Raw genomic sequence first — 23,562 nt, 5'->3', positions numbered from 1 at the left:
CCGTGGGCCGTGGGCCGCGGGCGCGGGGCGCGGGGCGCGGCCGCGGGCGCGGGCGCGGGGCGCGGGGCCGCGGGGCCGCGGGGCGCGGGACGCGGCCGCGGGCGCGGGGCGCGGGGCGCGGGGCGCGGCCGGTCAGCCGGCGGCGGCGCGGGAGGGCGGCACGCGCACCCCGCGGCCGAGCGCCCGCGCCATGCACGGCGGCACGTCGGTCGCCGGCTCGGTGCCGGCGCGGTAGGCGCTCGGGGTCGTGCCGGTCAGCTCGCGGAAGCGCGCGCTGAACGAGCCGAGGCTGGTGAAGCCGACGGCGAGGCAGACCTCGGTGACGGTCAGCTCGCCGTCGCGCAGGAGCGCCTGCGCCCGCTCGATCCGGCGCATCTGCAGGTGCTGCCACGGCGTCTCGCCGAACGCCTCGCGGTAGCTGCGCGAGAAATGCGAGGGCGCCATCAGCGCGGCGCGCGCCATCGCCGGCACGTCGAGCGGCTGCGCGTAGTCGCGGTCGATCAGGTCGCGCGCGCGGCGGAGGTGAGCCAGCTCGTCGATCCGCATCGGGCGCAGCGTAGCCGGGAGGCGGCCGGACGGGTACGACGAATGCGACACGCCGGCACCCGACCGCCGCACCAGGAGGGACGAACGAGATGACGCCCCCGGACCAGACCCGGCAGCTCCCCGACCTCGCCGCGCTGCAGCGCCTCGCGGCGGTCGACGGCGACGCGCCCGTCGTGAGCGTCTACCTGCGGACCGATCCGCGCGACCCGGCCAACACGCGTGCGGCGCCGGCATGGCGCGCCGCGCTGACGAGCGGGCTCGGCGAGGTCGCCGAGCAGCTCGAGGGCGGCGACGACCGCGACGCCCGCCTCGCCTTCCGCGACCTGCACGAGCGGCTGCTCGCGGAGGCCGAGGGGCTCGACCCGGCCCAGCTCGGCCGCGGCGTCGCGTGGTTCGTCGCGCTCGACGGCTCGCTGGAGGAGCGGTTCGCCTCGCGCCTCCCGCTCGCCGGCGACCTCGTGCGGCTCGACGCGCGCCCGTTCGTCTCGCCGCTCGTCGACCTCGTCGCACGCGGCGCGCCGGCCGGGATCGTGCTCGTCGGCCACGAGAACGTGCGCCTGCTGGAATGGGCGCACGGCTGGATCGACGAGGCGGCCGACTTCGAGCTGGAGATCGACCAGAGCGACTGGCGGCCGTACCGCGGCTCGGCCGGCCCGGCCCGCAACCGCCCGACGGTCACCCACGAGGCGCACGTCGAGGCGCGCGAGGAGGCGCAGCGCGACCGCTTCATCGCCTCCGCCGCGACCGCCGTCGGCGAGCGGATCGTCTCGGGCGGCTGGGAGCGAGTGCTGCTGCTGGCCGGCGACGGGCTGGCGCCGCGCTTCCACATGGAGCTGCCGCCGCCGGCGCGCGAACGGGTCCAGCTCGACCTCGACCTCAACCTGCTCGCGCTGACCGCCGCGGAGGTCGCCCAGCGGGTCGAGCCGCATCTCGAAGCGCTCCACCGCCACCGCGCGCTCGCGTTCGCCGAGCAGCTCGAGACGGCCGGGCCCGACGCGGCGTCGGGGCCGCCGGCCGTGCTCGCGGCGCTGGCCGAGCGGCGGGTCGAGCGGCTCGTGCTCGACCCGCTCCACGTGCCGGCGGCGTCGCCGCTGCCGGAGGTGGCGGAGACGGTCCTCGCCGGCGCGTCGCCCGAGCTCGCGGGCGAGCGCGCGGTCGAGGCCGCGATCGCCTCCGACGCCGGCGTGATGACCGTCGCGGTCGCCGACTCGCCGCCGCTCGCGCGAGCCGACGGCATGCTCGCCCGGCTGCGCTGGTGAGCCGCCGGCGCGTGGTGTGCAGCCCGCCCCGCCTCCGCATTGGCTTTCCGCACGTGCTCAAGACGTGCAGAAAGCCAATGCGCGGCCGAGCCGGCGGTCAGGCCGCGCCGCGCGGGCGGTTCGCGCTGGCGGTCGGGTCGCGCCGCGCCGGCGGTCCGAGCCGGCGGTCAGGCCGCGCCGAGCGCGCGGCGGCACAGGGTCCGCAGCGTCTCGATCGCCGCGAACGGGTCGTGTTCCTCGCCGGCCAACGGCGAGAGCGGGCCGGCGAGCACCTCGTTGCCGGCGCCGACCAGCGCCGCCGCGGCGATCGCGGCATCCTGGGGCGGCGCCTGGCCCTGGCGTATCGCGGCGCGCACCAGCCGTGCGATGTGGCCGGTGTAGGTGCGGCGGTACTCGAGCCGCACCCGCTCGACGGCCGGGTCGACCGGCTCGGCGATCAGCGCCCACGCCAGCAGCGGGTTTGCGAGCGCGCGGCGGGCGAAGTTGACGAGCACGGCGTCGATCTTGCCGACGGCGTCGTCGGCCGTCAGGGCCGCCTTGGTCGCCGCGGCGATCTCGCGGTCGCAGACGTCGCGGATGACCTCGACGAACAGGTCCGCCTTCGACGGGAAGTGGCGGTAGAGCGTCCCGTTGGCGACGCCGGCGCGGGCGGCGATCGCGGCGACCGACGCGCCGCCGTAGCCGTGCGCCTCGACGACCTCGCGGGCGGCGAGGAGGAGCCGTTCGCGCGTGGGGGAGGCGTTCGCGGCGGCGCCGCCCGGGGCCGCACCGCTCGTGCGCGCGCCGCCCCCCGTGGCGCCCGCGCCGCTCGTGCGCGCGCCGCCCGCGCCCGCGCCGCCCGTACCCGTGGCGCCCGGGGCCGCGCCGCTTGCGCCCGCGCTCGGGGCGGTCGTGTCGGGCGCGGCGGCGGTGGTGTCGGGCGTCGTGCTCATCCCTTGAAGGTCGACAGTCCGGCGTCGCCGAACGGCTCGTCGCGTTCGCGGACCGCGGTGCGGAAGCCGGCCTCGGCCGCCCGCCGCTGGAAGGCGTAGCCCACGTCGGTGTGGCGGGCGATGCCGTCGAAGACGGTCCCGATCAGCTGGGTCGCGTGGAGGCCCTGCGCCATCGTCTGCTGGTTGACGAGCAGCTTCATCATCGCCAGCTGGCTGGCCGGCATCCGCGCGATCCGCTGCACCAGCGCCTCGACCCGCTCGTCGAGCCGCTCCGGCTCCGGCGCCTCGATCGCGAGCCCCCATTCGACGGCCTCGCTCCCCGACAGGCAGTCGCCGGTGAACAGCAGCCGCTTCGCCCGCTGGGCGCCGATCCGGTCGGCCCACAGCGCCGTCGTCGGCGATCCCCACACGCGCGCGGGCGGGTAGCCGATCTTCGCGTCGGCGGCGATCACGAGCAGGTCGGAGCAGAGCGCGAGGTCGGTGCCGCCGGCGACGCAGAAGCCGTGGACCTTGCAGACGACCGGCGTCTGCGCGTGGAAGAGCGACATGAACGCCCGCACGTTGCGGCTCATCATCGCGTGGTCGGCGAGCGGGTCCCACGGCCGCGAAGGGTCGTGGTTGCGCGCGATGACCGCCGGCTCGGTCGGCGCGCCCGGCGGCGGGGCCCCGACCGCCTCCGACACGGCCGCCGCCCCCTCGGCCGCCTCGACGAGGTCGTAGCCGCCGCAGAAGCCGGTGCCGGCGCCGCTCAGCACGATCACCCGCACCGCCGGATCGAGGTCGGCGTGCTCGACGGTCCGCTCCAGCTCGTGCAGGAGCAGCGGCGTGATCCCGTTGCCGCGCTCGGGCCGGTCGAGCACGATCCGCCCGACCCCGTCGGCGACGGTGTAGCGGAGGGTGCGGAGCGTGGCGCCGGCCGCGCGGTCCGCGTCGCGGCCGCCCGCGCCCGCGCCGCCCGCGCCCGCGCCGTCCGCGCGGTCCGCGTCGCGGCCGCCCGCGCCCGCGCCGCCCGCGCCCGCGCCGTCCGCGCCCGTGCTGGCCGCGCCCCCGCCGCCCACGCCCGCGCCGTCCGCGCCCGTGCTGGCCGCGCCCCCGCCGCCCGCGCCCGCGCCGCCGGCTCCGGCCGTTCGGCTCATCACGCCGGGAGCGCCCGGTCGACGATCGCGCGGGCGTCGACGCCCGCCGGCAGCGTGCCGTACACGCGCCCGCCCTCACCGCCAAGGCGGGCGGCGCAGAAGGCGTCCGCGACCGCGGGCGGGGCGTGGCGCAGCAGCAGCGAGCCCTGCAGCGCGACCGCGAGGTCCTCGACGATCCGGCGGGCGAGGAACTGGCTCTCGTACAGCCGCTCCTCCACAGACCTGGCGTCCTCCGCCGCGAACAGCGCCTCCACCTGGCCGCGGGCGCGGGCGAGGTGGGCGTCGAAGCGGGCGTCGGCGCCGCTCGCGAGCGCGCACTCGGCGAGGAAGGCCGGCAGCCCCTTGGGCTCCCTCCCGAGCGCCCGCAGCACGTCGAGCGCGGCGACGTTGCCGGAGCCCTCCCAGATCGACATCAGCGGCGCGTCGCGGTAGAGCAGCGGCAGGCCGGAGTCCTCGACGAAGCCGTTGCCGCCGAGGCACTCGAGCGCCTCGTTGGCGTGCGGCGAGGAGCGCTTGCAGACGTAGTACTTCATCACGGCGGTCGCGAGGCGGCGGAAGGCGGCGTCGTCCTCGTCGTAGGCGCGCGCGACCCGCATCGAGACGGCGGTGGCGGCCTCCGACTCGAGCGCCAGGTCGGCGAGCACGTTCAGCATCGCCGGCTGGTCGACCAGCTTCGCGCCGAAGGCGGCGCGGTGGCGGGCGTGGTGGATCGCCTCCACGGTGCCGCGGCGGATCGAGATCGTCGAGCCGATCAGGCAGTCGAGCCGCGTGTGGTTGACCATCCGGATGATCGCCTTGACGCCGCCGCCCTCGCTGCCGACGAGCCGGCCGCGGATGCCGCGGAACTCGACCTCGGAGGAGGGAAGGGAACGCGTCCCGAGCTTGTCCTTCAGGCGCTGGAACTCCATCCCCGGGCCGCGCTCGACGAGGAAGCAGGAGAGGCCGGCCGGCGCCTGCGCCAGCACGAGGAAGACGTCGCACGGCGGATAGGAGCAGAACCACTTGTGGCCCCACAGCTCGTAGTCGCCGCCGCCGACCGGGGTCGCGGTCGTGATGTTGGCGCGGACGTCGGAGCCGCCCTGGCGCTCGGTCATCGCCATGCCGGCGATCGCGCCGCCGTCGTAGTCGGGGCGCGTCAGCCGCTCCTCCCACTCGGCCGCCAGCGCCGGCGCGCCGTCGCGCAGCGCGGGGACGACCGCGTAAGTCATCGAGATCGGGCACATCACGCCGCCGTTGGCGTTCGTCCAGAGGTTGAAGAGCGCGGCGCGGACGACGTGGCCGCCCGCTCTCGGCTCGCGCCACGGCAGGCCGGCCAGTCCGCGCTCGATCCCGCCGCGCAGCAGCCAATGCCAGGAGGGGTCGAGCTCGACGGTGTCGACGCGGTTGCCCCAGCGGTCGTAGGGCGTGAGGACCGGCTCGTTGCGCTCGGCGCGCATCCCGTGCTCGCGCGCCTCGACGGTCCCGGCGGCGGCGCCGATCTCCTGTGCCCGCTCCTCGCCCCACGCGCCGCCCTCGCGGTGGAGCGCCTCCTTCAGCGGCAGGTCGACGTCGTAGAAGTTGACCGGGTGCAGCGGCGGCGCCTGGTTGAGCACGCGCCGCGCGGCGGCGGAGCGGTCGGCGGCGGACGGCGCGGCGCCGGCGGGCGCGGCGTCGGCGCCGGCGGGCGCGGCTGCGGACGGCGCGGCGCCGCCCGGCGCGTCGCGGTCGGGAGCGGCCGCGGCGTCGCGCGTCGGCTCGGTCGAGGTCGGCTCGGTCGTCGTGCTCATCCCGCTCCTCCGTCCCGGATCGCTCGATCGCCCCGTCCGGCCCCGCGGCCGGGCCCGCGTGAACCGGGATTCACCATACCGCGCCGGCGTGAATCACGGTTCACATCGGTCCGCGAGCGGACCTGTGTCATCCAATGCCGGCTCAGCGTGCACCGGATGACAAAGGACCGTGAAGCAGGGGGAGGGGGCCGGACGCGGGCGGCATGGGCGCCGGGCGCTCAGCCGGCGACGGTGCCGACGTCGACGGGGATGCCGAAGCGCTCGCGCACCTCGGCGGCGAGGCCGCCGTCCTCGCGGTAGTCGCGTCGGCCCTCCGGATGGCCGACGATCACGATGCGGTCGGCCGGGAAGGTCGCCAGCGCGTCCTGGACGGCGACGAGCGGCTCGCTGTCTCCGACCTCGCCGGAGGCGTCGATGCCGGCCTCGGTCAGCCGCTCGACCGTCTCGACCTCGGTGCGCTCTGCGTGCTCGATCGCGCGGTCGACGTCGGAGACCCAGAAGCGCAGCGGCGATCGCGTCGTCGCCGGCGCGACGACGAGCACCTCCGCGTCCGGCGCCAGGTCGCTCGTGACGCTGCGCAGCAGCTCCGCGGAGATCGCCTCCTCGACGAGGACGAGCAGTCGCATGGCCCTCGGCTACCCGGACGGCGGCGGCGCCAACCGTCGCGCCGGAGGCCGGTGCGACGCCGGCCGCGACGGGTCGACCGGCCCGCGAGCGCGTCGGGCGGTTGGGTGCAAGGGGCGCGGGGAAGCTCCAAGCGCATGGACGCCACCCCGATCCGCGCCGTGCTGCTCGACGTCGACGGCACGCTCGTCGACACCAACTACCTGCACGCGATCGCGTGGCAACGGGCCTTCCGCGCCGCCGCCGGCCTCGAGCTGCCGGCGGCGCGACTGCACCGCGCCGTCGGGATGGGCGGCGACAAGTACGTCGCCCACGTCGCCGGCGAGGAGGTCGAGTCGGCCTGCGGCGACGCGATCCGCGACGCCCACACCGAACGCTACGGCGAGCTGATCGACGAGGCGAGAGTGCTGCCGGGCGGGCGCGAGCTGATCGAGGCGCTGAAGCGGCGCGACCTGACGGTCGTCCTCGCCAGCTCCGGCAAGGCCGAGGAGCTCGACCGCTACCTCGAGCTGCTCGACGCCTCCGATCTGCTCGACGGCTGGACGACCTCGGCCGACGTCGAGGAGACGAAGCCGGCGCCGGAGCTGCTGGAGGTCGCGCTGGAGAGAGCCGGCCGCGGCCCCGCGCTGCTGGTCGGCGACAGCGTCTGGGACTGCCACGCCGCCGCGCGGATCGACATCCCGGCGATCGGGCTGCTCAGCGGCGGCTTCGCGGCGGACGAGCTGCGCGACGCCGGCGCGGCGTTCGTCTGCGACGACGCCGCCGAGCTGGCCGTCCGGCTCGACGAGGCGCTCGCGCGGTAGCCGACGCGACCCGGCCGCGGTCGGCGCCGCCCCGCCGGCGAACGGCGCCCCGGCGCACCGCGGTCGGCGCCGCCCCGCGCGGCGAACGGCGCCCCGGCGCACGGCGGTCGGCGCCGCGCCGCGAACGGCGCCCGCAGCAGGCGGGGGCGACGCATGCGGCGCCTCAGCGCGTCCGCCACGGCCGCAGGCGCAGATCGGCCAGCAGCGCGCGGGCGGCGGCGCGGCCGCTGATCCCGTGGACGGCGCCGCCAGGATGGGTCGAGGCGCCGCCGACGTAGAGGCCGCGCAGCGGCGCCCGGTAGCGCATCAGCCGCAGCGCCGGGCGGAAGATCATCTGCTGGTCGAGCTCGTAGGAGCCGCCGGCGAGGTCGCCGCCGACGAGGCTGGGGTTCTCGCGCTCGCTCTGCTCGGTCGAGCGGATCGCCCGCGCCAGCACGACGTCGCGGAAGCCGGGCGCGAACCGCTCCAGCTGCGCCTCGAACCGCCCGGCCAGCTCCTCGTCGGAGACCTCCGGCCGCGCGGCCGGCACGTGGCCGTAGACGTAGAGCGTGTGGCGCCCGGCCGGCGCGCGCGTGTCGTCGAACAGCGTCTGCTGGCCGACGACCAGCGCCGGCCGCTCCGGGACCTCGCCGCGGCTGGCCGCCTGCGCGGCGGCGCTCAGCGCCGCCAGCTCCCCGCCGACGTGCACGACGGCGGCGCCGCGCGGTTCCTCCGCCGCCCACGGCACCGGCGCCGACAGCGCGTAGTCGAGCTTGAAGGCGCCGGTGCCGTAGCGCCAGCGCCGCAGCTGGCGGTCGAGCCGGGTCGGCAGCGCCCCGTCCGGCAGCAGCCGCACGAGTACGCCCGCGCTGACCGTCGAGAGGACGGCGTCGGCGGCGATCCGCTCGCCGCTCGCCAGCAGGACGCCGGCGACGCGGCCGCGCCGCGTCTCGATCCGCGCCACCGTCGCGCCGCAGCGGATCCGCGCCCCGGCGCGCTCGGCGCGGGCGAGGAGCGCGCCGGCCAGCTCGCCCATCCCGCCGCGCGGGAACGGCCAGCCGTGGCTGTGCCCGATCAGCTGCAGCAGGAAGCCGAAGGCGCCGCTGACGGTCGTCGACGGCGGCAGGCCGGAGTGCTGCGCGGAGCCCGCCAGCCATGCGGTCGCGCGTCGGTCGCCGTCGAACAGGTCGAGCCCGAGCGCCTCGACCGAGCCGAGCATCCGCCGCGTCCACTCCGGCAGGTCGCGCCCGAGCCCGGCGGCGAGCCGCAGCGCCGACGGGCCGGGAGGGATCGGCGACAGGATGCTGCGGGTGAGCGGGCCGACGAGCGGCAGCAGCCTCTCCATCGCCGCCTCCCAGCCGGCGCCGGCGCGGCCGAGCGAGGCGACCGTCGCGCCGACGTCGCGGTGGAGCGCGATCGCGCTGCCGTCCTCGAACGGGTGGGCCAGCACGAGCGGCGGGACGACCCACCGCAGCCCCTCGCGCTCCAGCTCCAGCTCGGTCAGCGCCGGCGAGACCGCGCTCATCGGCACGAACGCCGCGCAATGGTCGTGGACGAAGCCGGGCAGCGTCGCCGCGGTCGAGGAGGAGGCGCCGCCCGGCCGCGGCGCGTGCTCCAGCACGGTGACGTCGAGTCCGTGCTCGGCGAGGTGGATCGCGGCGACGAGGCCGTTGTGGCCGGCGCCGAGCACGAGGACTCGTCTGCTCACGGCGAGACCGTGCCCGGCGCGGCCGGCGTCAAACGGCGGACCCTCGCCGATTCGCCGCGGACCGCGCGGGGCAGGGCGCCGCCATGGCGCACAACGAGATCGAGGTCGACGCCCCGCCGGAGGCGGTCTTCGCGGTCCTCGCCGACCCGCGCTCGTTCGCGCGCTGGGTCGTCGGCTCGCGCGCGATTCGGCGCGCCGACGCCGGCTGGCCCGCGCCGGGGAGCGCATTCGACCATCGCGTCGGCGTCGGGCCGCTGACGCTCGCCGATCACTCCGAGGTCGTCGAGAGCGTCCCGCCGCACAGGTTGAGACTGCTCGTGAAGGCGCGGCCGCTGACGCGCGCCCACGTGCTGCTGCGGATGGAGCCGCGCGGCGCCTCCGGCACGCGTGTCGCGCTGGACGAGCACCCGGCCGACATGCGCAGCCGGATCTTCCTGAACCCGCTCACCGACCCGCTCGTGCGGCTGCGCAACGCCGAGTCGCTGCGGCGGCTGAAGGCGCTCGCGGAGGGGCGGGAGCCGATCCCCGAGGGCGAGCTGCCGCCGCGCGGAAGCGACGACGAGGCCGCAATCGGCGGCCGCAGCGGACGGGCGGCGCAGGGGTAGCGCGGCGGAGTCGGCCGCGCCGCCGGCGCGGGGCGGGCGTCGCGTCCGCTCCGGCGACGTGAGCCGCGCTCGGCTCCGGGGTACGAGACGGCCATGCAACGGCTCGTCATCGCGATGACCGCCGCGGCGCTCGCGGTCGCCGCCGCCGGCTGCGGCCAGGGCGCGGCGCGCGACGACGCCCGCGCGGTCACGGAGCGGTTCTACGCGGCGGCCGCCGCCGGCGACGGCGCGCTCGCCTGCGCCCAGCTCGCGAGCGCCACCCGCTCGTCGCTCGTCCAGCAGGAGAGAGCGCCGTGCCCGCAGGCCGTCGGCGAGCTCGAGCTGGGCGAGGGCGGAGTCGAGCGCGTCCAGGTCGCGATCACCGCCGCGCAGGTCGCGCTGCGCGACGGCGAGGTCGCCTTCCTCGACGAGGGCCCCGACGGCTGGCGGCTGTCGGCGGTCGGCTGCCGCTTCGAGGACGGCGACCCGCGCTCCCATCCGGCGACGTGCGAGGCGGAGGCCTGATGCGCGCGATCTTCGCCATCTACGTCGCGATGATCTTCGGCGGCCTGGCGTACTTCATCGCGATCGGGCTGCTGGCGCGATGAGCGGGGGCGGGATGCGGAGATTCCTGCGCGACAACGGCCTCGCGATCGGCTTCGGCGCGATCTTCCTCGGCGCGCTCGTCGGGCAGGCGCTCGTCGGCCACAGCGCCTTCAACCACGAGCAGCTCGCCGCAAACAGCGAGCCGATCTCCCTGTGGCGCTACGTCACCTCCTCGTCGTTCGCCGTCGACGTGCTCGAGAACTGGCAGTCGGAGTACCTCCAGTTCACGCTCTTCATCCTCGGCACGGTCTGGCTGCTGCAGCGCGGCTCGCCGGAGTCGAAGGAGCTGCACAAGGCGGGGACCGAGTCCGACCGCGACCAGCTGGTCGGGGCGCACGCGCGCGAGGACTCGCCGCGCTGGGCGCGCGTCGGCGGCCTGCGCACGCGCATCTACTCCAACTCGCTGCTGATCGCGATGGGGACGATCTGGCTGCTGTCGTGGCTGGGCCAGTCGATCGCCGGCGTCGCCGCCTACAACGCCTCCCAGTTCGGCAACCGCGAGGACGGGCTGAGCTGGCTCCAGTACCTCGGCAGCTCCGACTTCTGGGATCGCACGCTGCAGAACTGGCAGTCGGAGTTCCTCGCCGTCGGCTCGATGGTCGTGCTGGCGATCTACCTGCGCCAGCGTGGATCGCCCGAGTCCAAGCCGGTCGGCGCCGCCCACGGGGCGACCGGCGTCGAGGGCTGACGCGGCGCGCATGCGCCGCGGTGCGCGGGGTAGTGGTTCGGGCAGACCGTCCAGTCCACGCGACCCGAGCGAGGTGAAGAGCGGATGCCCCCGAGAGGCGTGAGAAAGGGAACGAAGCGCGCTCGCCAGTACGAGCACGTGAAGGAATCCGAGCAGAGACAGGGCCGCAGCGAGTCGCGCGCCGAGGAGATCGCCGCGCGCACGGTCAACAAGGAGCGGGCCCGCAGCGGCGAGTCGAGACGTGCGTCGCGCAGCTCCAGAAGAGACATCTCCTCCGGCCGGCGCGGCGGCCTGCGCTCCGGCACGAGACGACCGCGCGGACGGACGCGCGAGCAGCTCTACAACGAGGCGAGAAAGCTCGGCGTCGAGGGCCGCTCGAACATGAACAAGCAGCAGCTGCAGCGGGCGGTCGACGCGAAGAAGTAGGCGGATGCGGCGTGACCTCCGCCGCGGGGCGGACGGGCGCCCGCGGCGCGGCTGGCGCCCGGGCGCGCGCAGCCGGTAGCTTCCCGGCCATGAACGCTCCGCTCTTCCGCCTCGTCTGCGTGCCCGCCGCGCTCGAGGGCGCGCCCGACGGCTGGGCCGCCGATCTGCTCCGCGACGCCGACGTCGCCCTGCTCGTCGACGGCAGCGGCCTGGCGGGGATCGACACCGTCGCCCACAGGCTCGGCCAGCCGACCGTCCCGGTCGTGCGCCGCGAGCCGACGGCGGCCGAGCAGGACGAGACGGTGATCGCGCACGCCGGCGCGCTGCCGCTGATCTGGATCGGCTCCGGCTTCAGCGACCGCGTGCGGACGTGGGCGCGCGACCGCGGAGCGATGACGCTGCTGGTCGAGACCGACGGCTCGCTGCCCGACGACGAGCGCCGGCGCGTCGAGCGCTTCGCGGCGCTGCTGGGCCGGCAGGCGGAGTAGCGCGATGCCGGCCCGCCGGATCGCCCTCCTCAGAGGGATCAACGTCGGCGGCGGCAAGAAGGTGCCGATGGCGCAGCTGCGCGAGCTGGTCGAAGGCCTCGGCCACACCGCCGTCAGAACCTACGTGCAGAGCGGCAACGTCGTCTTCACGGCGGCCGACCCCGACGCCGCGGCCGCGGAGGTCGGCGAGGGGATCGAGCGGGCGATCGCGGCGGCGTTCGGCTTCGACGTGCTGGTCACGATCCGCACGCGCGACGAGCTGGCGGCGGTGATCGCGGCCGATCCCTTCGCCGGCGTCGCCGACCACCCCTCCCGCTACCACGTCCTCTTCCTTGCGGAGGCGGGCGATCCGCGGCGGCTGGAGGAGCTCGACCGTGCCGCGTACGAGCCGGAGCGATTCGCGCTGCGCGGCCGCGAGCTGTACCTGTGGACCCCGGAGGGGCTCGGCCGCTCGAAGCTCGCGCAGGCGCTGAGCGAGCGGCGGCTCGGCGTCGCCGCGACCGCGCGCAACTGGAGAACGGTCACGACGTTGCTCGCGCTCGCCGACGCGGCCGAGTGACCAGCTCGGCCGTGTAACTCGCAGTATCTGACGAGTAGTCTCGCGAATTCGCGTCTATTCGTCACGGCTGACGAGTAGTACCGTCGGGTGGGTTGGGCTGGTAAAGTCGTCATATCTGACGATGCAGGGGCAGCAGCCCGGCCTATTCGACAGGAGTGGCGAACAGCATGATCTCGGGAGACAGCAGCGACCGGGCGGTGCTGCGCGAGCTGGGCGCGCGCCTCGCGCGCACGCGGCTGGAGCGCAACGTCAGCCAGCAGCAGCTCGCGACCGAGGCGGGGCTGTCGAAGCGGACGATCGAGCGGATCGAGGCCGGCGAGGAGAGCAAGCTCTCCAACCTCGTGCGCGTGCTGCGCGCGCTCGGCATGCTCGACCGGCTCGACGCGCTCGTGCCGGAGCCGCTTCCCAGCCCGATCGAGCAGCTCAAGCTGCACGGCAGACGGCGCAGACGCGCCGGCAGGGCCGCGGCCCGTCGCGACGAGCCGCCGCGGCCGTGGACGTGGGGCGACGAGCCGGACGACCGGAACGTCGCTTGAGCAGCCTCGCGGAGGTGCGGCTGTGGGGGCGGGCGATCGGCGCCGTCTCGCTCGATTCGCCCGGCGGGACGGCCGTCTTCCAGTACGACCGCGAGTTCGCGGGCAGCGGGATCGAGGTGGCACCGCTGGCGATGCCGCTGCGGACTGAGCCGTACGCCTTCCCCGCGCTCGCCCACGACGCCTTCCGCGGGCTGCCCGGGCTCCTGGCCGACTCGCTGCCCGACCGCTTCGGCAACGCGTTGATCGACGCGTGGCTCGCCCGCCAGGGGCGCGCGCCGGAGAGCTTCGACGCGGTCGAGCGGCTCTGCTACGTCGGCACGCGGGGGATGGGCGCGCTCGAGTTCGCGCCGTCGCGCGGCCCGGCGGCCAGCGCCGAGCGGGAGCTCGAGGTCGGCGCGCTCGTCGCGCTCGCGGCCGAGGTGCTGAGCCGTCGCGAGGCGCTGAGCGGGTCGCTCGACGGGCCCGCCCGCGAGCATGCGCTCGCCGACATCCTGCGCGTCGGCACCTCGGCAGGAGGCGCCCGCGCGAAGGCGGTGATCGCCTGGAACCCGGAGAGCGGCGTCGTGCGCTCCGGCCAGGTCCATCCCGGCGACGGCTTCGAGCATTGGCTGCTGAAGTTCGACGGCGTCTCCGGCAGCGGCGACAAGGGGCTCGAGGATCCGCTCGGCTACGGCGCGATCGAATACGCCTACGCGCTGATGGCGCGGGCGGCCGGGATCGAGATGAGCCCCTGCCGGCTGCTGGAGGAGAACGGCCGCCGCCACTTCATGACGCGCCGCTTCGACCGGCTCCCGGACGGCGGCAAGCTGCACATGCAGTCGCTCGGCGCGCTCGGCCACCACGACTACAACCTCGCCGGCGCCCACTCCTACGAGCAGGCACTGCAGGCGATCCGCCGGCTCGGCCTCGGGATGGCCGCGATCGAGGAGCAGTTCCGCCGGATGGCGTTCAACGTCGTCGCGCGCAACCAGGACGACCACGTCAAGAACATCGCCTTCCTGATGGACCGCGCGGGCGGCTGGCGCCTCTCGCCGGCGTTCGACCTGACCTACGCGTGGGAGCCGGGCCATCGCTGGGTCGGCAGCCACCAGATGACCGTCAACGGCAAGCGCGACGGCTTCGAGCCGGCCGACCTGCGGGCGGTCGCCGACGGCGCGGCGATGGCCCGCGGCCGCGCGGCCGAGATCGTCGCGGAGGTGGTCGCGGCGGTCACTCGCTGGCCCGAGTTCGCGGCCGCGGCCGACGTGCCGGAGGCCGACGCCGCCCGGATCGCGCGCGGTCACCGGCTGCGGCTGGGCGGCTGAGGGTCGCCTACGCCGGGCTGCCCGGCGCGTCGTCCTCCGGGGTCTGCGGGATCTCCTCCAGCCGGATCCAGTCGCTGATGCGGCCCTCGTCGACCCGCACCGCGACGCGCGCGGTGCGGCCGGTCCCGTCGCCGCAGTCGCCGGGGCCGGGGCGCTCGGTGAGGCGGAAGGTCGCGAGCACGAAGCCGTGGGCGCTCGGCTCGACCGCGGTGACGACCGCGCCGCACGGCAGCGAGCGGTTGAAGGCGAGCGCGTCGGCGCGGCTGTCGAGCAGCAGCGGCCGGCCGCCGTTGACGACGCGGCTCCCGCGCGCGAAGGAGCGGGCGGCGCCGGCGACGTCGCCGCGCCGCAGCGTGTCGGCCCAGGTGCGGATCGCGCGCTCGTCGGCCGGGTCGACCGACCGTGGCACCGTCGCGCCCGGCATCGTGCCGCGCTCCCCGGAGTCGGGGACGGTGATCGTCGTGGCGCCGTCGCCGCCGCAGCCGGCGGTCGCGCCGGCCAGCGAGAGCGCGAGGGCGGTCGCGGCGAGCAGCGCGGCGGCGGTCGCGGGACGGGCCATCGCCGAGAGATCTGCCCTACGGCGCGGCCGAGCAAGCGCCGCGCCGCCGATCCGGCGCACCGGCGAGGTGGCGCGCAGGCGGCGGCGCGGGGGTCGCGGCGGCGTGGCGGCGGCGTTGGGCGACGGGCGCGGTGCGGCGAAGCGGCGGCGCGCGGGTTCAGTGTGCGGCCGCGGCGCCGCGCGCGGCGGCGCCGGGCGGTCGCGGCGGCTAGCTCTGGAGCGCGTCGACGACGTAGTCGACGCAGGCGGTCAGCGCCTTCACGTCGTCGGGCTCGATCGCCGGGAACATCGCGACGCGCAGCTGGTTGCGGCCGAGCTTGCGGTACGGCTCGACGTCGACGATCCCGTTGGCGCGCAGCGTCGCGGCGACGGCGGCGGCGTCGACCGCGTCGTCGAAGTCGACCGTGCCGACGACGAGCGAGCGCTTCGCCGGGTCGGCGACGTAGGGGGTCGCGAACGACGCCTGCTCGGCCCAGCCGTAGAGGTGCTGCGAGGAGGCCGTCGTGCGCGCGACCATCCCGTCGAGCCCGCCGTTGGCGTTCATCCACTCGAGCTGGTCGTTGAGCAGCACGAGCGTCGCGATCGCCGGCGTGTTGTAGGTCTGGTCCTTCTTGGAGTTGTCGAGCGCCGTCGTCAGCGACAGGAAGTCGGGGATCCAGCGATCGGAGGCGCCGATCTCGGCGATCCGCTCCTGGGCGGCGGGGGAGAGCAGCGCCAGCCACAGGCCCCCGTCGGCGGCGAAGCACTTCTGCGGCGCGAAGTAGTAGACGTCGGCGTCGGCGGCGTCGACCGGCAGGCCGCCGGCGCCCGAGGTCGCGTCGATCAGCACGAGGCCGTCGCCGACCCGCTCGACCGGGACCATCACGCCGGTCGAGGTCTCGTTGTGGGCCCAGCCGATCACGTCGGCGTCGGGCTGCGCGGCCGGCGCCGGCGCGTCGCCCGGCTCGGCGCTGACCACGATCGAGTCGCCGAGGAACGGCGCCGCGTTCGTCGCCTTCGCGAACTTCGAGGAGAACTCGCCGTAGACGAGGTGGGCGGCGCGCTCGCGCACGAGGCCGAAGGTGGCGGCGTCCCAGAAGGCGGTCGTGCCGCCGTTGCCGAGCATCACCTCGTAGCCGTCGGGCAGCTGGAACAGCTCGCGCAGGCCGGCGCGGACGGAGCCGACGAGGCTCTTGACCGGCTTCTGGCGATGCGAGGTGCCCATCACGGCGGCGCCGTCGCCGGAGGCGAGCCGGGCGAGCTGCGCGGGGCGGACCTTCGACGGTCCGCAGCCGAAGCGCCCGTCGGAGGGCTTCAGGTCCTCGGGGATCGTGACGGCGGCGGCGGTGTTCGACATGCGGAGGTCCTCTCGCGGGATCGGGAGACGTACGGCTTGCCCAGGCGCGCGGCGGAGAGAACCACGTCGCCGGTCCCCGGTGGTGCTCCACCTGTGAACGCCAGTCGCGGCGACCTCGGGGATTCTACCGGAGGCGCGCCGCTACGATCCGCCTCGTGCACGAGCTGCTCACCGAGCCCCAGCGGGTCGACAGATGGCTGTGGGTCGCGCGCCTGGTGAAGACGCGCGCGCTCGGCGCGGAGGCGGTCAAGGCCGGCCGCGTCTCGGTCAACGGCGCCCAGGTCAAGCCCTCCAAGGAGGTCCGGCCCGGCGACGAGCTGGAGTTCCGCAGCGGGGAGCTGCGGACCACCGTGACGATCCGCGGGACGATGAAGATGCGCGGCCCGGCGCCGGTCGCGCAGCAGCTCTACGAGGAGTCCGAGGAGTCGGTCGCGCTGCGCGAGCGGGTGCTCGAGCAGCGCCGCCTCGCCGCCCAGCAGCAGCTCCCCGACGGCGGCGGCCGCCCCACCAAGCGCGACCGCCGGCGGATGGAGCGGCTGCGCGGCCGCGGCCGCTGACGCGAGCGCCCGCCGCGCCGCGCGCCCACCGCGCCGCGCGCCCACCGTGCCGCGGGCCGCGAGCGGGGAGTGGCGTTCTGGGGGTGATATGCACCCCCAAGACGCCACTCCTCGGCCGGCTGCGGTGGCGCGGCCGTGGGCTGCGGGTCAGCCTTCGCCGCGGGCGGCGTCGGCGAGGGCGGCGACGTCGACGCGCGGGGTGTAGCTGACGGCGGTGACGAGCGCGGCGCCGTCGGGCGTGTCGTCGGGGCGGGGCGGCAGGATCGGCGCCCTGCCGTCGCCGCCGACCGGCTTGACGTAGCGCATGCCGCCGAGCAGGTCCTTGTCGTTGGTGAGCGCGACGACGGCGGCGAAGCGGCCGGTCACGTTCAGCTCGCCCTCCAGCCCGGTGAACGGGATGAACTGGGCGTCGAGGTGGCGGGCGAGGCGCAGCTGGAGGTCGACGAGCGACTCGCGGCTGGCGGTGCCGATCGGGTTGTCGATCAGCAGCGGGCCGGCGCGGCGGCCGGCGGCCGAGCGGCCGGCGCGCTCCGCGGTCCGGACCGCCGACACCGCGCAGAACAGCACGAGCTTGATCGTCAGCTCCTCGCCGCCGGAGAACTCCGGGCCGACGACCTCGATCGGGTGGTACTGGCCGTCGGGCTGGGGATGGGGCTTCAGCACCGTCACCTCGAGGCCGTCCTGCAGCAGCGCCATCGTCGCGGCGAAGGCGAGGTCGAGGCCGCGCCGTCTCGCGTTGCCCTCGACGGCCGCGTCGAGCACGCGGCCGAGCTGCGTGTGGCGGGCGGCGTCGTCGGTCAGCACCGTGTGGCGGACGCGCGCGAACTGCTTCCCGGACCAGGCGCCGAGCGCCTCCTCGCGCGGGAGGGTCGTCGCGGCGGCGACACGGTCGAGCTTCCGGACGCCCTCTGCCCCGACTGCCAGCAGCTGCGCGACCAGCGCCTGGCGGTGGCGCTCCAGCTCGCCGACGGTGCGGTCGAGCTCGCCGGCGCGGGTGCGCAGCTCGCCCTCCAGCCGCGCGGCGTCGGGCGCGAGCGCCTCACCGGCGCGCAGCGGGGCGGTGATCCCGGCGGGGATCCGCTCGTCGGCGGCAGCGACCGCGTCGGCGAGCGCCCGCAGCCGCTCCTGCAGCAGGCGGCGCGACTCGCCGTGGGCGCGCGTCGCCGCCTCGACCGCCGCGACCGCCTCGGTCACCTGCTCGTGGATCCGGTCGCGGCGCCGGACCCACGCCGGCAGCTCGCCGACGAACGCGCGCGGCTCGCTCGCCCGCGACCCCGCCGCGGCGGCGCTGCGCGCGCCGGTGCGGCTGGTCGCACCCGCATCGCCGTGTGCCGCCGCCGCATCGCCGTGCGCCGCCGCCGCATCGCCGTGCGCCGCCGCGGCATGGCCGCGCGCCGCGCCGGCCGCGGTCGCCGGCCGCACGCGGGCGCGCTCGTCGACGGCCAGGCGGCCGCGGCCGGCGCGCAGCTCGGCGAGCAGCTCCTCCTCGGTCGCGATCCGCTCGTCGCTGTCGGCGAGCTTGGCGCGGTTGTCGGCGACCTCGGCCTCGCGCGCCGCGCGCAGCTCGTTCAGCTCGCCGAGCAGGGCCGCGCCGTGGGCGGGGTCCTTGGGCGTCAGCGTCTTCAGCAGACGCGGCTCGCGCGTGCGGTCGGCCGGCGTCAGCGCCTCGTTGGCGGCGTAGAGCCGCTCGGCCGCCTGGCCCTCGACGGTCGCCGCCTCGCCCTGCTCGCGCAGCGCCCGCTCGTATGCCTCCTTCGCCTCGCGCTGGCCGCGCGCGAGCGCCGCCGGGTCGATCCCGGCGGTCGAGCCGGCGAGCTGGCGGGCGCGCGCGACGACCGCCTCGCCGGCCCGCTCCAGATCGGCGCGCAGCCGCGCGGCGCGGGCCTCGGCGCCGGCCATGCGGGCGCGCAGCTCGCCGTCGGAGATGCGCGACTCCAGCAGCTGCTCGGCGACCAGCAGCCGCTCGCTCAGCTCGGCCAGCGACCCCTCGGCCGCGACCGGCTCGCGGCCGTCGAGCGGCAGCTCGGCGGCGCGGCGGCGCAGCGTCGCCGCCTCGCCCTCCAGCGTCGCGAGCCGGTCCTCCAGCCCCTTCGCGTCGCGGATCGTCTCGTCGCGGCGGCGGCGGACGCCCTCGGCCTCGGCGGTCAGCTCGTCGATGCGGGCGGCGAGCCGCTCGAACTCGCCCCGCAGCGCGCGCACGTCGAGGTCGTCGACGGCGTCGAGCCGCTCCAGCGCCCGCTCGCAGCGGCGCTCGGCTTGCTCGACCTCGACGCGGCGCGACTCCAGTCCGGCGAGCGTCTCGCCGCTCTCGCGCAGCAGCCGCTCCTGCTCCTCGGCGCGCGTCCGCGCCGCCTCGGCCTGTTCCTCGAGGCGGGCGAGCTCGCGTGCGAGCGCGTTCAGCAGCCGCCGTTCGTTGCGGCCGCTCGGCGGCAGCAGGCCGCGCAGCGCCTCCGCCTCGCCGGCGACGATCGCGCCGAGCCGGCCGAGCTGGGCCGACAGCCGCTGGTGCTGCTCGCGCGCCGCTCTCAGCTCGGCGAGGCGGGTCGCGATCTGCTCGCGCTCGGCCTCCGCCGCCTCGGGGTCGTAGGCGCCGGCGGCGGGGAGGACGACGGCCGCTCCCTCCGGCGCGCCGCTTCTCGCTCTGCTGCGGCGTCTTCTGCCGGCGGCGGTCGCGGCGGCGCCGTCGAGCTCGGCGGCGGCGACGACGATCAGCGGTCGGCGCGGCGGGCGCACGCGCGCCGCCTGCAGCTCGACGATCGCCTCGTGCGGGTCGCCGTCGAGCAGGACGATGCCGGCGGCGGCTCCGGGGCGGGCGGCGATCGCCGCCTCCAACGCGGCGCGGTCGCCGTCGCCGCGCGTCTCGGCGAGGTGGCGCAGCGCCGGCAGCGCGCGCATCCCCATCGCCTCGAGCTCCTCGCAGATCCGCTCGACGTCGGACTCGACCGCCAGCAGACCGTCGCGCTCCAGCGCGCGCTCGTCGGCGGCGCGGGCGTCGATCTCGTTGGCGACCGTCGCGCGGCGGGCGTCGGCGGCGGCGCGCGCCCGCTCCAGCGCCAGCTCGGCGCCGGCCGGCTCCTCCAGCGGCTGCCAGCTCGCCGGCACGTCGAGCGCGTCGTGGATCGCGCCGTCGAGCTCGCCGCGCATCCGCGCCAGCGCCTGGTCGCGGCGGCGCTCCAGCTCCTGCGCGGCGGCGGCGTGCTCGGCCGCCTTCGCGCGCGCCTCCTCGCGCCGCTCGGTCTGCTGCTCGCGGCGCTCGCGCAGCGACGCGATGCGGCCGTCGAGGTCGTGGCGCTGGCCGATCAGGTCCTCGCGCTCGGCCTCGAACCGCTCGACGGCCGCCGACGGCCGTTCGCCGTCGCCGAGCAGCTCGTCGGCGCGCAGTCGCTCGGTCGCGCGCGCGAAGTTGTCGAGCTGGGCCTCGAGCGTGCCGCGGCGCTGCTTCAGCTCGCCGGCGCGGCGCGACAGCTCCTCGCTCTCCCGCCGCAGCTCGTCCTGGCTCTCCTCGGCGCGCGCCAGCCGCTCGCGCAGCGTCTCGGCCTCGCCGTCGAGCGCGGCGGCGGCGTGCAGCAGCGCGCCGGCGAGCGCGAGCGCGGCGGTGCGGCGCTCCTCGCGCGCGTCGGCGACGCCGCGCTCCTGCGCCTGCACCCGCTCGGCCAGGCCGGCCAGCTCGCCTTTGCTCTCCGAGAGCGCGGCGAGCGTCTCGACGAACTGCCACGCGGCGTGCTCGGCGTCGGCGGCGCGAGCGGCGTCGGCCGCCTCGCGGACCGCCGCCTCGGCGGCGTCCGAGAGCAGCCGCTCGGTGCGGGCGCGGACGATCCGCGTCTCGCCGTCGAGGTCGCGCTCGTCGGCCTCCAGTCTGCGGCGCTGCCGGTCGAGCGGCTCGCGCTGGAGGCGGAGGCGGTCGAGCCGCTCGATCCCGGCGTCGATCGCGGCGTCGACGACCCTCGCCAGCTGCCGCTGCGCCGCCTCGGCGCGGGCCTGCTCGACGGCGCTCTCCTCGGCGCGGGCATGCGCGGCCGCCAGCTCCTGCAGCAGCCCGGCGACGTCGCGGCAGAAGTCGGCCTCGCGGGCGAGCGCGTCGCGCCGCGCGAGCTGGTCGGCGTGGGTCTGGACCTGCTGCTGCAGCTTCGCGAGCGGCTCGTCCTCCAGCACCATCTGGAGCACGAAGCGGGCGAACGCCTCCGGCGAGTTGAAGCGCAGCTCGTCGTCGTCGCCGCCCTCGGAGCGGTTGAGGCGCGCCTGGTAGCGGAGGATCGCCGGGTCGATGCCGACGCCGAGCAGCTCGTCCTCCCACGCTCTGACGCCCGCGACGACGCGGAATCCGAGCCGCGGGTGCCCGTCGGAGAGCGCGTCGAGCGCTCTGATCAGGCCGGCGCGGGTGCGGCGCCGTCTGCCGTCGCGCAGCGGCAGCGTGTCGAGCGTGAGGATCCCGTCGTGGGGCTCGAAGATCCAGCGCGACTCCTCGCCGTCGCCGCGCTCGAAGCTGTGGCCGGTGACGAGCAGGCGGCCGGGGTCGTCGCGGTGCTCCCACTCGATCGCGACCGTCGCGCATTCGCCGGGGAGCACGACCGGACGCGCCGCGCGCTGCTGCTCGGCGGTCTTCGTGCCGTCGCTGCGGCGCGGCAGCAGCGACTTGAACAGCAGGTGGAGCAGCAGCGACTTGCCGCCGCCGTTGCGCAGCAGCACGACCGCGTTGGGGGCCGCGCGGCCGTCGGCGGCGAAGGAGAGCGTGACGTCGTCGTAGCGGGCGTCGGCGGGGCCGGCCGCCTCCAGCCGCGCGCGGCGGATGCGCCAGTTCACGGGGCGGCCTCCTCGTCGTGCTCCGGCGTCCCCGGATGCGCGACGGCGACCTGCGACCACGCGAGCGAGCCGACCAGCTCGCGCGCCATCGCCTGCATCCGGCGGGTCGAGGCGTAGGTCTCGCCCTTGACGATCGTGCGCAGCAGGCCCTGCTCGGCGAGCAGGTCGAGGCAGCGGACGACGATCTGGCGGGTGCCGACCTCGCGCTCGCGGCCGTCGACCGTCTTCTTCGAGTTGGAGGTCTGGCGCCAGACGGTCCAGGCACGCGCGAGGTCGGGCTCGTCGATCGGCGGGTCGAGCTCCTCGCCGCGCTCTCTCGCCTCGGCGTCGAGCCGCGCGGCGACGTCGCGCACGAGCCGGTCGACGTCGTCGACGTCGCGACGGCGCAGCCGCTCGTTGCTGTCCTCGAGGTCCTCGGGGCGGGGGAAGAAGGCGACGAAGGAGGCGACCATCGCGCAGGCGAGCAGCATCCGTCTCTGCACGCTCGTCGTCTGACGCGGGAAGAAGTCGGCCAGCCGCATCCGGAACGGCGAGTCCGAGCCCGTCGAGGTCAGCAGCAGGCCGCCCTGTGCGCTGGCGTCGACCAGCCGCAGCCCGAGGCCGTCGATCGTCGCCTCGGTCGCGCTGCGCAGGGCAGGCTCGGCGAGGTAGCGGGCGACCAGCGCCGCGTGCTCCTCGCTCAGCGGGCCGGAGCGGGCGGCGAGCGACAGCCGCACGAGCTGGCCGGCGTCGCGGGCGGTCTCGGTCGGCGTGCTCACGCGGCGGCCTCCAGCGGCTCCTCGGCCGTCGCGTCGGCGCCGGGTGCGCGGCCGGCGGCGGCGCTGCCCGGGCCGCGCTCGCCCGGCTCGGCCCGCTCGCGGTCGTCGTCGGCAGGCTCCTGCATCGGCGGCCCGAGCGCCACGCGCCGGAGCACCAGCGCGGGGGAGGAGATCGCGTCGTCGTGGTCGGCGGGAACGGTCAGCAGCGCCGAGGTCGCGCCCTGGCCGAACAGCGTCCCCAGCTCCGGCGACCGGTGGGCGAGCGCGAGCAGCGCGAGCGCGTGCGCGGCGGCCGGGTCGCCGGCTCTGCGCGCCAGCCTCGCGAGCGCGACCGGCTGCTCGCCGACCTGCTCCAGCAGCGCGCCGGCGGCGGCGACCTGATCGGCGGAGAAGAGCAGCGGCTCGCGGTCCGGGGCCAGCTCGGTCGCGGCCACCTCGGTGCCGTGCTCGGCCGGCGCGGAGGGCTCGACGGCGAGGAGGTCGACGCCGGCCCACTCGCTCAGCAGCCGCGGCGCGCGGGCGCCGAGCGCGGTCTCGACCGCCGCCAGCAGCTCGTCGGCGGCGCCGCAATCGCGCGCGAGCACGCGCGTGAGGACGTCGTTGACCGGATGGGCGAAGGCGCGGCGGGCGCGCGGCTGCAGGTGCTGGCGCTGCTGCTCCAGCAGGAAGGTGTCGCGCGCCTCGGCGATCACCTGCTGGAGCGCCTGGTGGCGGTCGAGGCATTCGTCGAGCAGCTCGACCGTCCGGGGGATCCAGCGGAAGTCGTCCTCCTCGGCGCGGTCGGCGGCGGTGTGGATCAGCTCCTTCAGCCGCTCCTCGGCGCCGATCCGCTCGACGATGTGGTCGAGCGCGGCGGTCAGACGGGGGGAGACGGTGGAGGACCAGTGCTCGCTGCGCAGGTCGCGCTCGGCTTCGCGCAGGTCGTCGCGGACCTGCTCCATGAAGCGGATCGACTGCATGCGGCTGTCGCGCGCGGCGAGGTAGGCGTCGTCGTGGCGGCCGCGCCGCACGAGGTGCTCCAGCCGCGCCTCGGCGGCGAGCTGCGCCGAGTCGATGTCGAGGTCGAGCGCGTCGACCAGCACGTTGATCGCCTGGTCGCGGGCGCGCAGGTGGTGGAGCCCGGCCTGCTCGGTCTCGTAGAGGAGGAAGACGCGGTGGGTGCGGCGGACGGCCTCGCCGCCGCTGACGTCGAGCCACTCGTGGTCGTGCTCGTCGGTCAGCTGGCGCAGCAGCCATTCGGCCATGTGACGGTGGTCGGCCGGGTCGCCGTCGGGATGTTGACGGGCCGCCTGGGCGGCGACCTCGTCGCGCGCCTGCTCCCACGTCGCGCCGGACTCGAGGTCCATCCGCACCGCGACCGCGTCGATCGCGTGGAGCGCCAGCTCGGGCGCGCGGTAGGGCTGCAGCCGCCGGTCCTGGCTGCGCTGCCGCGCCTCCTCGATGTGCCCGATCCGCGCCGCGTACAGCAGCGCGCGCGAGCGGCGCCCGACGGCGTCGTCGAAGGAGCTTCCGGCGCGCGGCGGCAGGAGCTCGGAGGGCGCTGTCGACGGGGGGAGCGTCATCGGCGGCGGCGCACGATAGCCGGCCGGGCGGTCGGCGCCGCGGCGG

The 23,562-nt window shown here is 76.6% G+C and carries 22 protein-coding genes and 1 riboswitch; of the genes, 11 read left to right on the top strand and 11 right to left on the bottom strand.

All coding sequences use genetic code 11. The features are described from left to right. Nucleotides 1–132 precede the first annotated feature (132 nt). Entirely contained in the window at nucleotides 133–546 is a 414-nt protein-coding gene (locus tag BDZ31_RS09655) for a helix-turn-helix transcriptional regulator (RefSeq protein WP_183341490.1), read from the bottom strand. A gap of 89 nt (nucleotides 547–635) precedes the next feature. Here BDZ31_RS09655 and BDZ31_RS09650 point away from each other — a divergent pair, with 89 nt between their 5' ends. Further along, on the top strand, nucleotides 636–1,805 hold the full coding sequence (locus tag BDZ31_RS09650) for a VLRF1 family aeRF1-type release factor (RefSeq protein ID WP_183341488.1): 1,170 nt from the start codon (nucleotides 636–638) through the stop codon (nucleotides 1,803–1,805). Between the two features lie 167 nt (nucleotides 1,806–1,972). On the opposite strand, the gene BDZ31_RS09645 is transcribed toward BDZ31_RS09650, so the two are convergent. From BDZ31_RS09645 to BDZ31_RS09630, 4 genes are all read right to left on the bottom strand, one after another. Then, nucleotides 1,973–2,737: a TetR/AcrR family transcriptional regulator gene (locus BDZ31_RS09645; RefSeq protein WP_183341486.1), complete on the bottom strand. Its 765-nt coding sequence runs from the start codon at nucleotides 2,735–2,737 to the stop codon at nucleotides 1,973–1,975. Beyond that, nucleotides 2,734–3,873 carry a crotonase/enoyl-CoA hydratase family protein gene (locus tag BDZ31_RS09640; protein ID WP_221242971.1) on the bottom strand — a complete coding sequence of 380 codons (1,140 nt, stop codon included), beginning with the start codon at nucleotides 3,871–3,873 and terminating at the stop codon, nucleotides 2,734–2,736. Before BDZ31_RS09640 ends, BDZ31_RS09645 begins: the two co-directional genes overlap by 4 nt. Continuing rightward, nucleotides 3,873–5,639, bottom strand: coding sequence for an acyl-CoA dehydrogenase family protein (locus BDZ31_RS09635; protein ID WP_183341484.1), 1,767 nt, complete (start codon nucleotides 5,637–5,639; stop codon nucleotides 3,873–3,875). The genes BDZ31_RS09640 and BDZ31_RS09635 overlap by 1 nt, the downstream gene beginning before the upstream one ends. Nucleotides 5,640–5,857: 218 nt before the next feature. Then, nucleotides 5,858–6,265, bottom strand: coding sequence for a hypothetical protein (locus BDZ31_RS09630; RefSeq protein WP_183341482.1), 408 nt, complete (start codon nucleotides 6,263–6,265; stop codon nucleotides 5,858–5,860). A 135-nt stretch (nucleotides 6,266–6,400) separates the two neighbouring features. Here BDZ31_RS09630 and BDZ31_RS09625 point away from each other — a divergent pair, with 135 nt between their 5' ends. Continuing rightward, the gene (locus BDZ31_RS09625; RefSeq protein WP_183341480.1) at nucleotides 6,401–7,066 is read left to right on the top strand and encodes an HAD family hydrolase; all 666 of its coding nucleotides are present in this window, start codon (nucleotides 6,401–6,403) and stop codon (nucleotides 7,064–7,066) included. A gap of 163 nt (nucleotides 7,067–7,229) precedes the next feature. Here BDZ31_RS09625 and BDZ31_RS09620 read toward each other — a convergent pair whose 3' ends face one another. Continuing rightward, a complete protein-coding gene (locus BDZ31_RS09620; RefSeq protein ID WP_183341478.1) occupies nucleotides 7,230–8,753 on the bottom strand; it encodes an FAD-dependent oxidoreductase in 1,524 nt (507 codons plus the stop codon). 83 nt (nucleotides 8,754–8,836) lie between these two features. On the opposite strand from BDZ31_RS09620, the gene BDZ31_RS09615 reads away from it, so the two are divergent. The 8 genes from BDZ31_RS09615 to BDZ31_RS09580 all read left to right on the top strand — a co-directional run bounded on the left by BDZ31_RS09615 (nucleotide 8,837) and on the right by BDZ31_RS09580 (nucleotide 13,944). After that, the gene (locus BDZ31_RS09615) at nucleotides 8,837–9,358 is read left to right on the top strand and encodes an SRPBCC family protein (RefSeq protein WP_183341476.1); all 522 of its coding nucleotides are present in this window, start codon (nucleotides 8,837–8,839) and stop codon (nucleotides 9,356–9,358) included. Between the two features lie 93 nt (nucleotides 9,359–9,451). Then, nucleotides 9,452–9,862, top strand: a complete 411-nt coding sequence (locus BDZ31_RS09610; RefSeq protein ID WP_183341474.1) for a hypothetical protein — start codon at nucleotides 9,452–9,454, stop codon at nucleotides 9,860–9,862. A 94-nt stretch (nucleotides 9,863–9,956) separates the two neighbouring features. Beyond that, nucleotides 9,957–10,631, top strand: a complete 675-nt coding sequence (locus tag BDZ31_RS09605) for a DUF6766 family protein (RefSeq protein WP_183342437.1) — start codon at nucleotides 9,957–9,959, stop codon at nucleotides 10,629–10,631. Between the two features lie 84 nt (nucleotides 10,632–10,715). Then, complete coding sequence (locus BDZ31_RS09600) at nucleotides 10,716–11,057, top strand: plasmid stabilization protein (RefSeq protein WP_183341472.1); 342 nt, start codon at nucleotides 10,716–10,718, stop codon at nucleotides 11,055–11,057. Nucleotides 11,058–11,146: 89 nt separating this feature from the next. After that, the gene (locus BDZ31_RS09595; protein ID WP_183341469.1) at nucleotides 11,147–11,545 is read left to right on the top strand and encodes a hypothetical protein; all 399 of its coding nucleotides are present in this window, start codon (nucleotides 11,147–11,149) and stop codon (nucleotides 11,543–11,545) included. Nucleotides 11,546–11,549: 4 nt separating this feature from the next. Beyond that, nucleotides 11,550–12,104: a DUF1697 domain-containing protein gene (locus BDZ31_RS09590; RefSeq protein ID WP_183341467.1), complete on the top strand. Its 555-nt coding sequence runs from the start codon at nucleotides 11,550–11,552 to the stop codon at nucleotides 12,102–12,104. A gap of 167 nt (nucleotides 12,105–12,271) precedes the next feature. Beyond that, nucleotides 12,272–12,640: a helix-turn-helix domain-containing protein gene (locus BDZ31_RS09585; protein WP_183341465.1), complete on the top strand. Its 369-nt coding sequence runs from the start codon at nucleotides 12,272–12,274 to the stop codon at nucleotides 12,638–12,640. Beyond that, nucleotides 12,637–13,944 carry a type II toxin-antitoxin system HipA family toxin gene (locus tag BDZ31_RS09580; protein ID WP_183341463.1) on the top strand — a complete coding sequence of 436 codons (1,308 nt, stop codon included), beginning with the start codon at nucleotides 12,637–12,639 and terminating at the stop codon, nucleotides 13,942–13,944. The genes BDZ31_RS09585 and BDZ31_RS09580 overlap by 4 nt, the downstream gene beginning before the upstream one ends. 7 nt (nucleotides 13,945–13,951) lie before the next feature. Here BDZ31_RS09580 and BDZ31_RS09575 read toward each other — a convergent pair whose 3' ends face one another. Both BDZ31_RS09575 and serC read right to left on the bottom strand, forming a co-directional pair. Then, on the bottom strand, nucleotides 13,952–14,503 hold the full coding sequence (locus BDZ31_RS09575) for a Cif family virulence factor (RefSeq protein ID WP_183341461.1): 552 nt from the start codon (nucleotides 14,501–14,503) through the stop codon (nucleotides 13,952–13,954). Between the two features lie 208 nt (nucleotides 14,504–14,711). After that, nucleotides 14,712–15,839: a phosphoserine transaminase gene (gene serC / locus BDZ31_RS09570; RefSeq protein WP_183341459.1), complete on the bottom strand. Its 1,128-nt coding sequence runs from the start codon at nucleotides 15,837–15,839 to the stop codon at nucleotides 14,712–14,714. A gap of 31 nt (nucleotides 15,840–15,870) precedes the next feature. Then, nucleotides 15,871–15,957: riboswitch (ZMP/ZTP riboswitch) on the bottom strand. 37 nt (nucleotides 15,958–15,994) lie between these two features. Here serC and BDZ31_RS09565 point away from each other — a divergent pair. Next, nucleotides 15,995–16,396, top strand: a complete 402-nt coding sequence (locus BDZ31_RS09565; protein WP_343075561.1) for an RNA-binding S4 domain-containing protein — start codon at nucleotides 15,995–15,997, stop codon at nucleotides 16,394–16,396. A 147-nt stretch (nucleotides 16,397–16,543) separates the two neighbouring features. Here the strand turns inward: BDZ31_RS09565 and BDZ31_RS09560 are convergent, their stop codons facing one another. From BDZ31_RS09560 to BDZ31_RS09550, 3 genes are read right to left on the bottom strand one after another with little or no spacing between them, the layout of a single operon-like run. Further along, nucleotides 16,544–21,196 carry a coiled-coil domain-containing protein gene (locus tag BDZ31_RS09560; RefSeq protein ID WP_183341458.1) on the bottom strand — a complete coding sequence of 1,551 codons (4,653 nt, stop codon included), beginning with the start codon at nucleotides 21,194–21,196 and terminating at the stop codon, nucleotides 16,544–16,546. Continuing rightward, a complete protein-coding gene (locus tag BDZ31_RS09555) occupies nucleotides 21,193–21,954 on the bottom strand; it encodes a hypothetical protein (RefSeq protein WP_183341456.1) in 762 nt (253 codons plus the stop codon). Before BDZ31_RS09555 ends, BDZ31_RS09560 begins: the two co-directional genes overlap by 4 nt. Beyond that, nucleotides 21,951–23,516 carry an ATP-binding protein gene (locus tag BDZ31_RS09550; RefSeq protein ID WP_183341454.1) on the bottom strand — a complete coding sequence of 522 codons (1,566 nt, stop codon included), beginning with the start codon at nucleotides 23,514–23,516 and terminating at the stop codon, nucleotides 21,951–21,953. Before BDZ31_RS09550 ends, BDZ31_RS09555 begins: the two co-directional genes overlap by 4 nt. Nucleotides 23,517–23,562 lie beyond the last annotated feature (46 nt).

It is taken from the genome of Conexibacter arvalis (assembly GCF_014199525.1).
GTDB lineage: Bacteria > Actinomycetota > Thermoleophilia > Solirubrobacterales > Solirubrobacteraceae > Conexibacter > Conexibacter arvalis.
Note: the sequence above shows the minus strand (reverse complement) of the source record. Positions and strands in the feature narration are given on the sequence as shown.

Coding starts and splice junctions, on each gene's coding strand:
- BDZ31_RS09655 (WP_183341490.1), bottom strand. CDS start 546: ATGCGGATCGACGAGCTGGCTCACCTCCGCCGCGCGCGCGACCTGATC.
- BDZ31_RS09650 (WP_183341488.1), top strand. CDS start 636: ATGACGCCCCCGGACCAGACCCGGCAGCTCCCCGACCTCGCCGCGCTG.
- BDZ31_RS09645 (WP_183341486.1), bottom strand. CDS start 2,737: ATGAGCACGACGCCCGACACCACCGCCGCCGCGCCCGACACGACCGCC.
- BDZ31_RS09640 (WP_221242971.1), bottom strand. CDS start 3,873: ATGAGCCGAACGGCCGGAGCCGGCGGCGCGGGCGCGGGCGGCGGGGGC.
- BDZ31_RS09635 (WP_183341484.1), bottom strand. CDS start 5,639: ATGAGCACGACGACCGAGCCGACCTCGACCGAGCCGACGCGCGACGCC.
- BDZ31_RS09630 (WP_183341482.1), bottom strand. CDS start 6,265: ATGCGACTGCTCGTCCTCGTCGAGGAGGCGATCTCCGCGGAGCTGCTG.
- BDZ31_RS09625 (WP_183341480.1), top strand. CDS start 6,401: ATGGACGCCACCCCGATCCGCGCCGTGCTGCTCGACGTCGACGGCACG.
- BDZ31_RS09615 (WP_183341476.1), top strand. CDS start 8,837: ATGGCGCACAACGAGATCGAGGTCGACGCCCCGCCGGAGGCGGTCTTC.
- BDZ31_RS09610 (WP_183341474.1), top strand. CDS start 9,452: ATGCAACGGCTCGTCATCGCGATGACCGCCGCGGCGCTCGCGGTCGCC.
- BDZ31_RS09605 (WP_183342437.1), top strand. CDS start 9,957: ATGCGGAGATTCCTGCGCGACAACGGCCTCGCGATCGGCTTCGGCGCG.
- BDZ31_RS09600 (WP_183341472.1), top strand. CDS start 10,716: ATGCCCCCGAGAGGCGTGAGAAAGGGAACGAAGCGCGCTCGCCAGTAC.
- BDZ31_RS09595 (WP_183341469.1), top strand. CDS start 11,147: ATGAACGCTCCGCTCTTCCGCCTCGTCTGCGTGCCCGCCGCGCTCGAG.
- BDZ31_RS09590 (WP_183341467.1), top strand. CDS start 11,550: ATGCCGGCCCGCCGGATCGCCCTCCTCAGAGGGATCAACGTCGGCGGC.
- BDZ31_RS09585 (WP_183341465.1), top strand. CDS start 12,272: ATGATCTCGGGAGACAGCAGCGACCGGGCGGTGCTGCGCGAGCTGGGC.
- BDZ31_RS09575 (WP_183341461.1), bottom strand. CDS start 14,503: ATGGCCCGTCCCGCGACCGCCGCCGCGCTGCTCGCCGCGACCGCCCTC.
- serC (WP_183341459.1), bottom strand. CDS start 15,839: ATGTCGAACACCGCCGCCGCCGTCACGATCCCCGAGGACCTGAAGCCC.
- BDZ31_RS09550 (WP_183341454.1), bottom strand. CDS start 23,516: ATGACGCTCCCCCCGTCGACAGCGCCCTCCGAGCTCCTGCCGCCGCGC.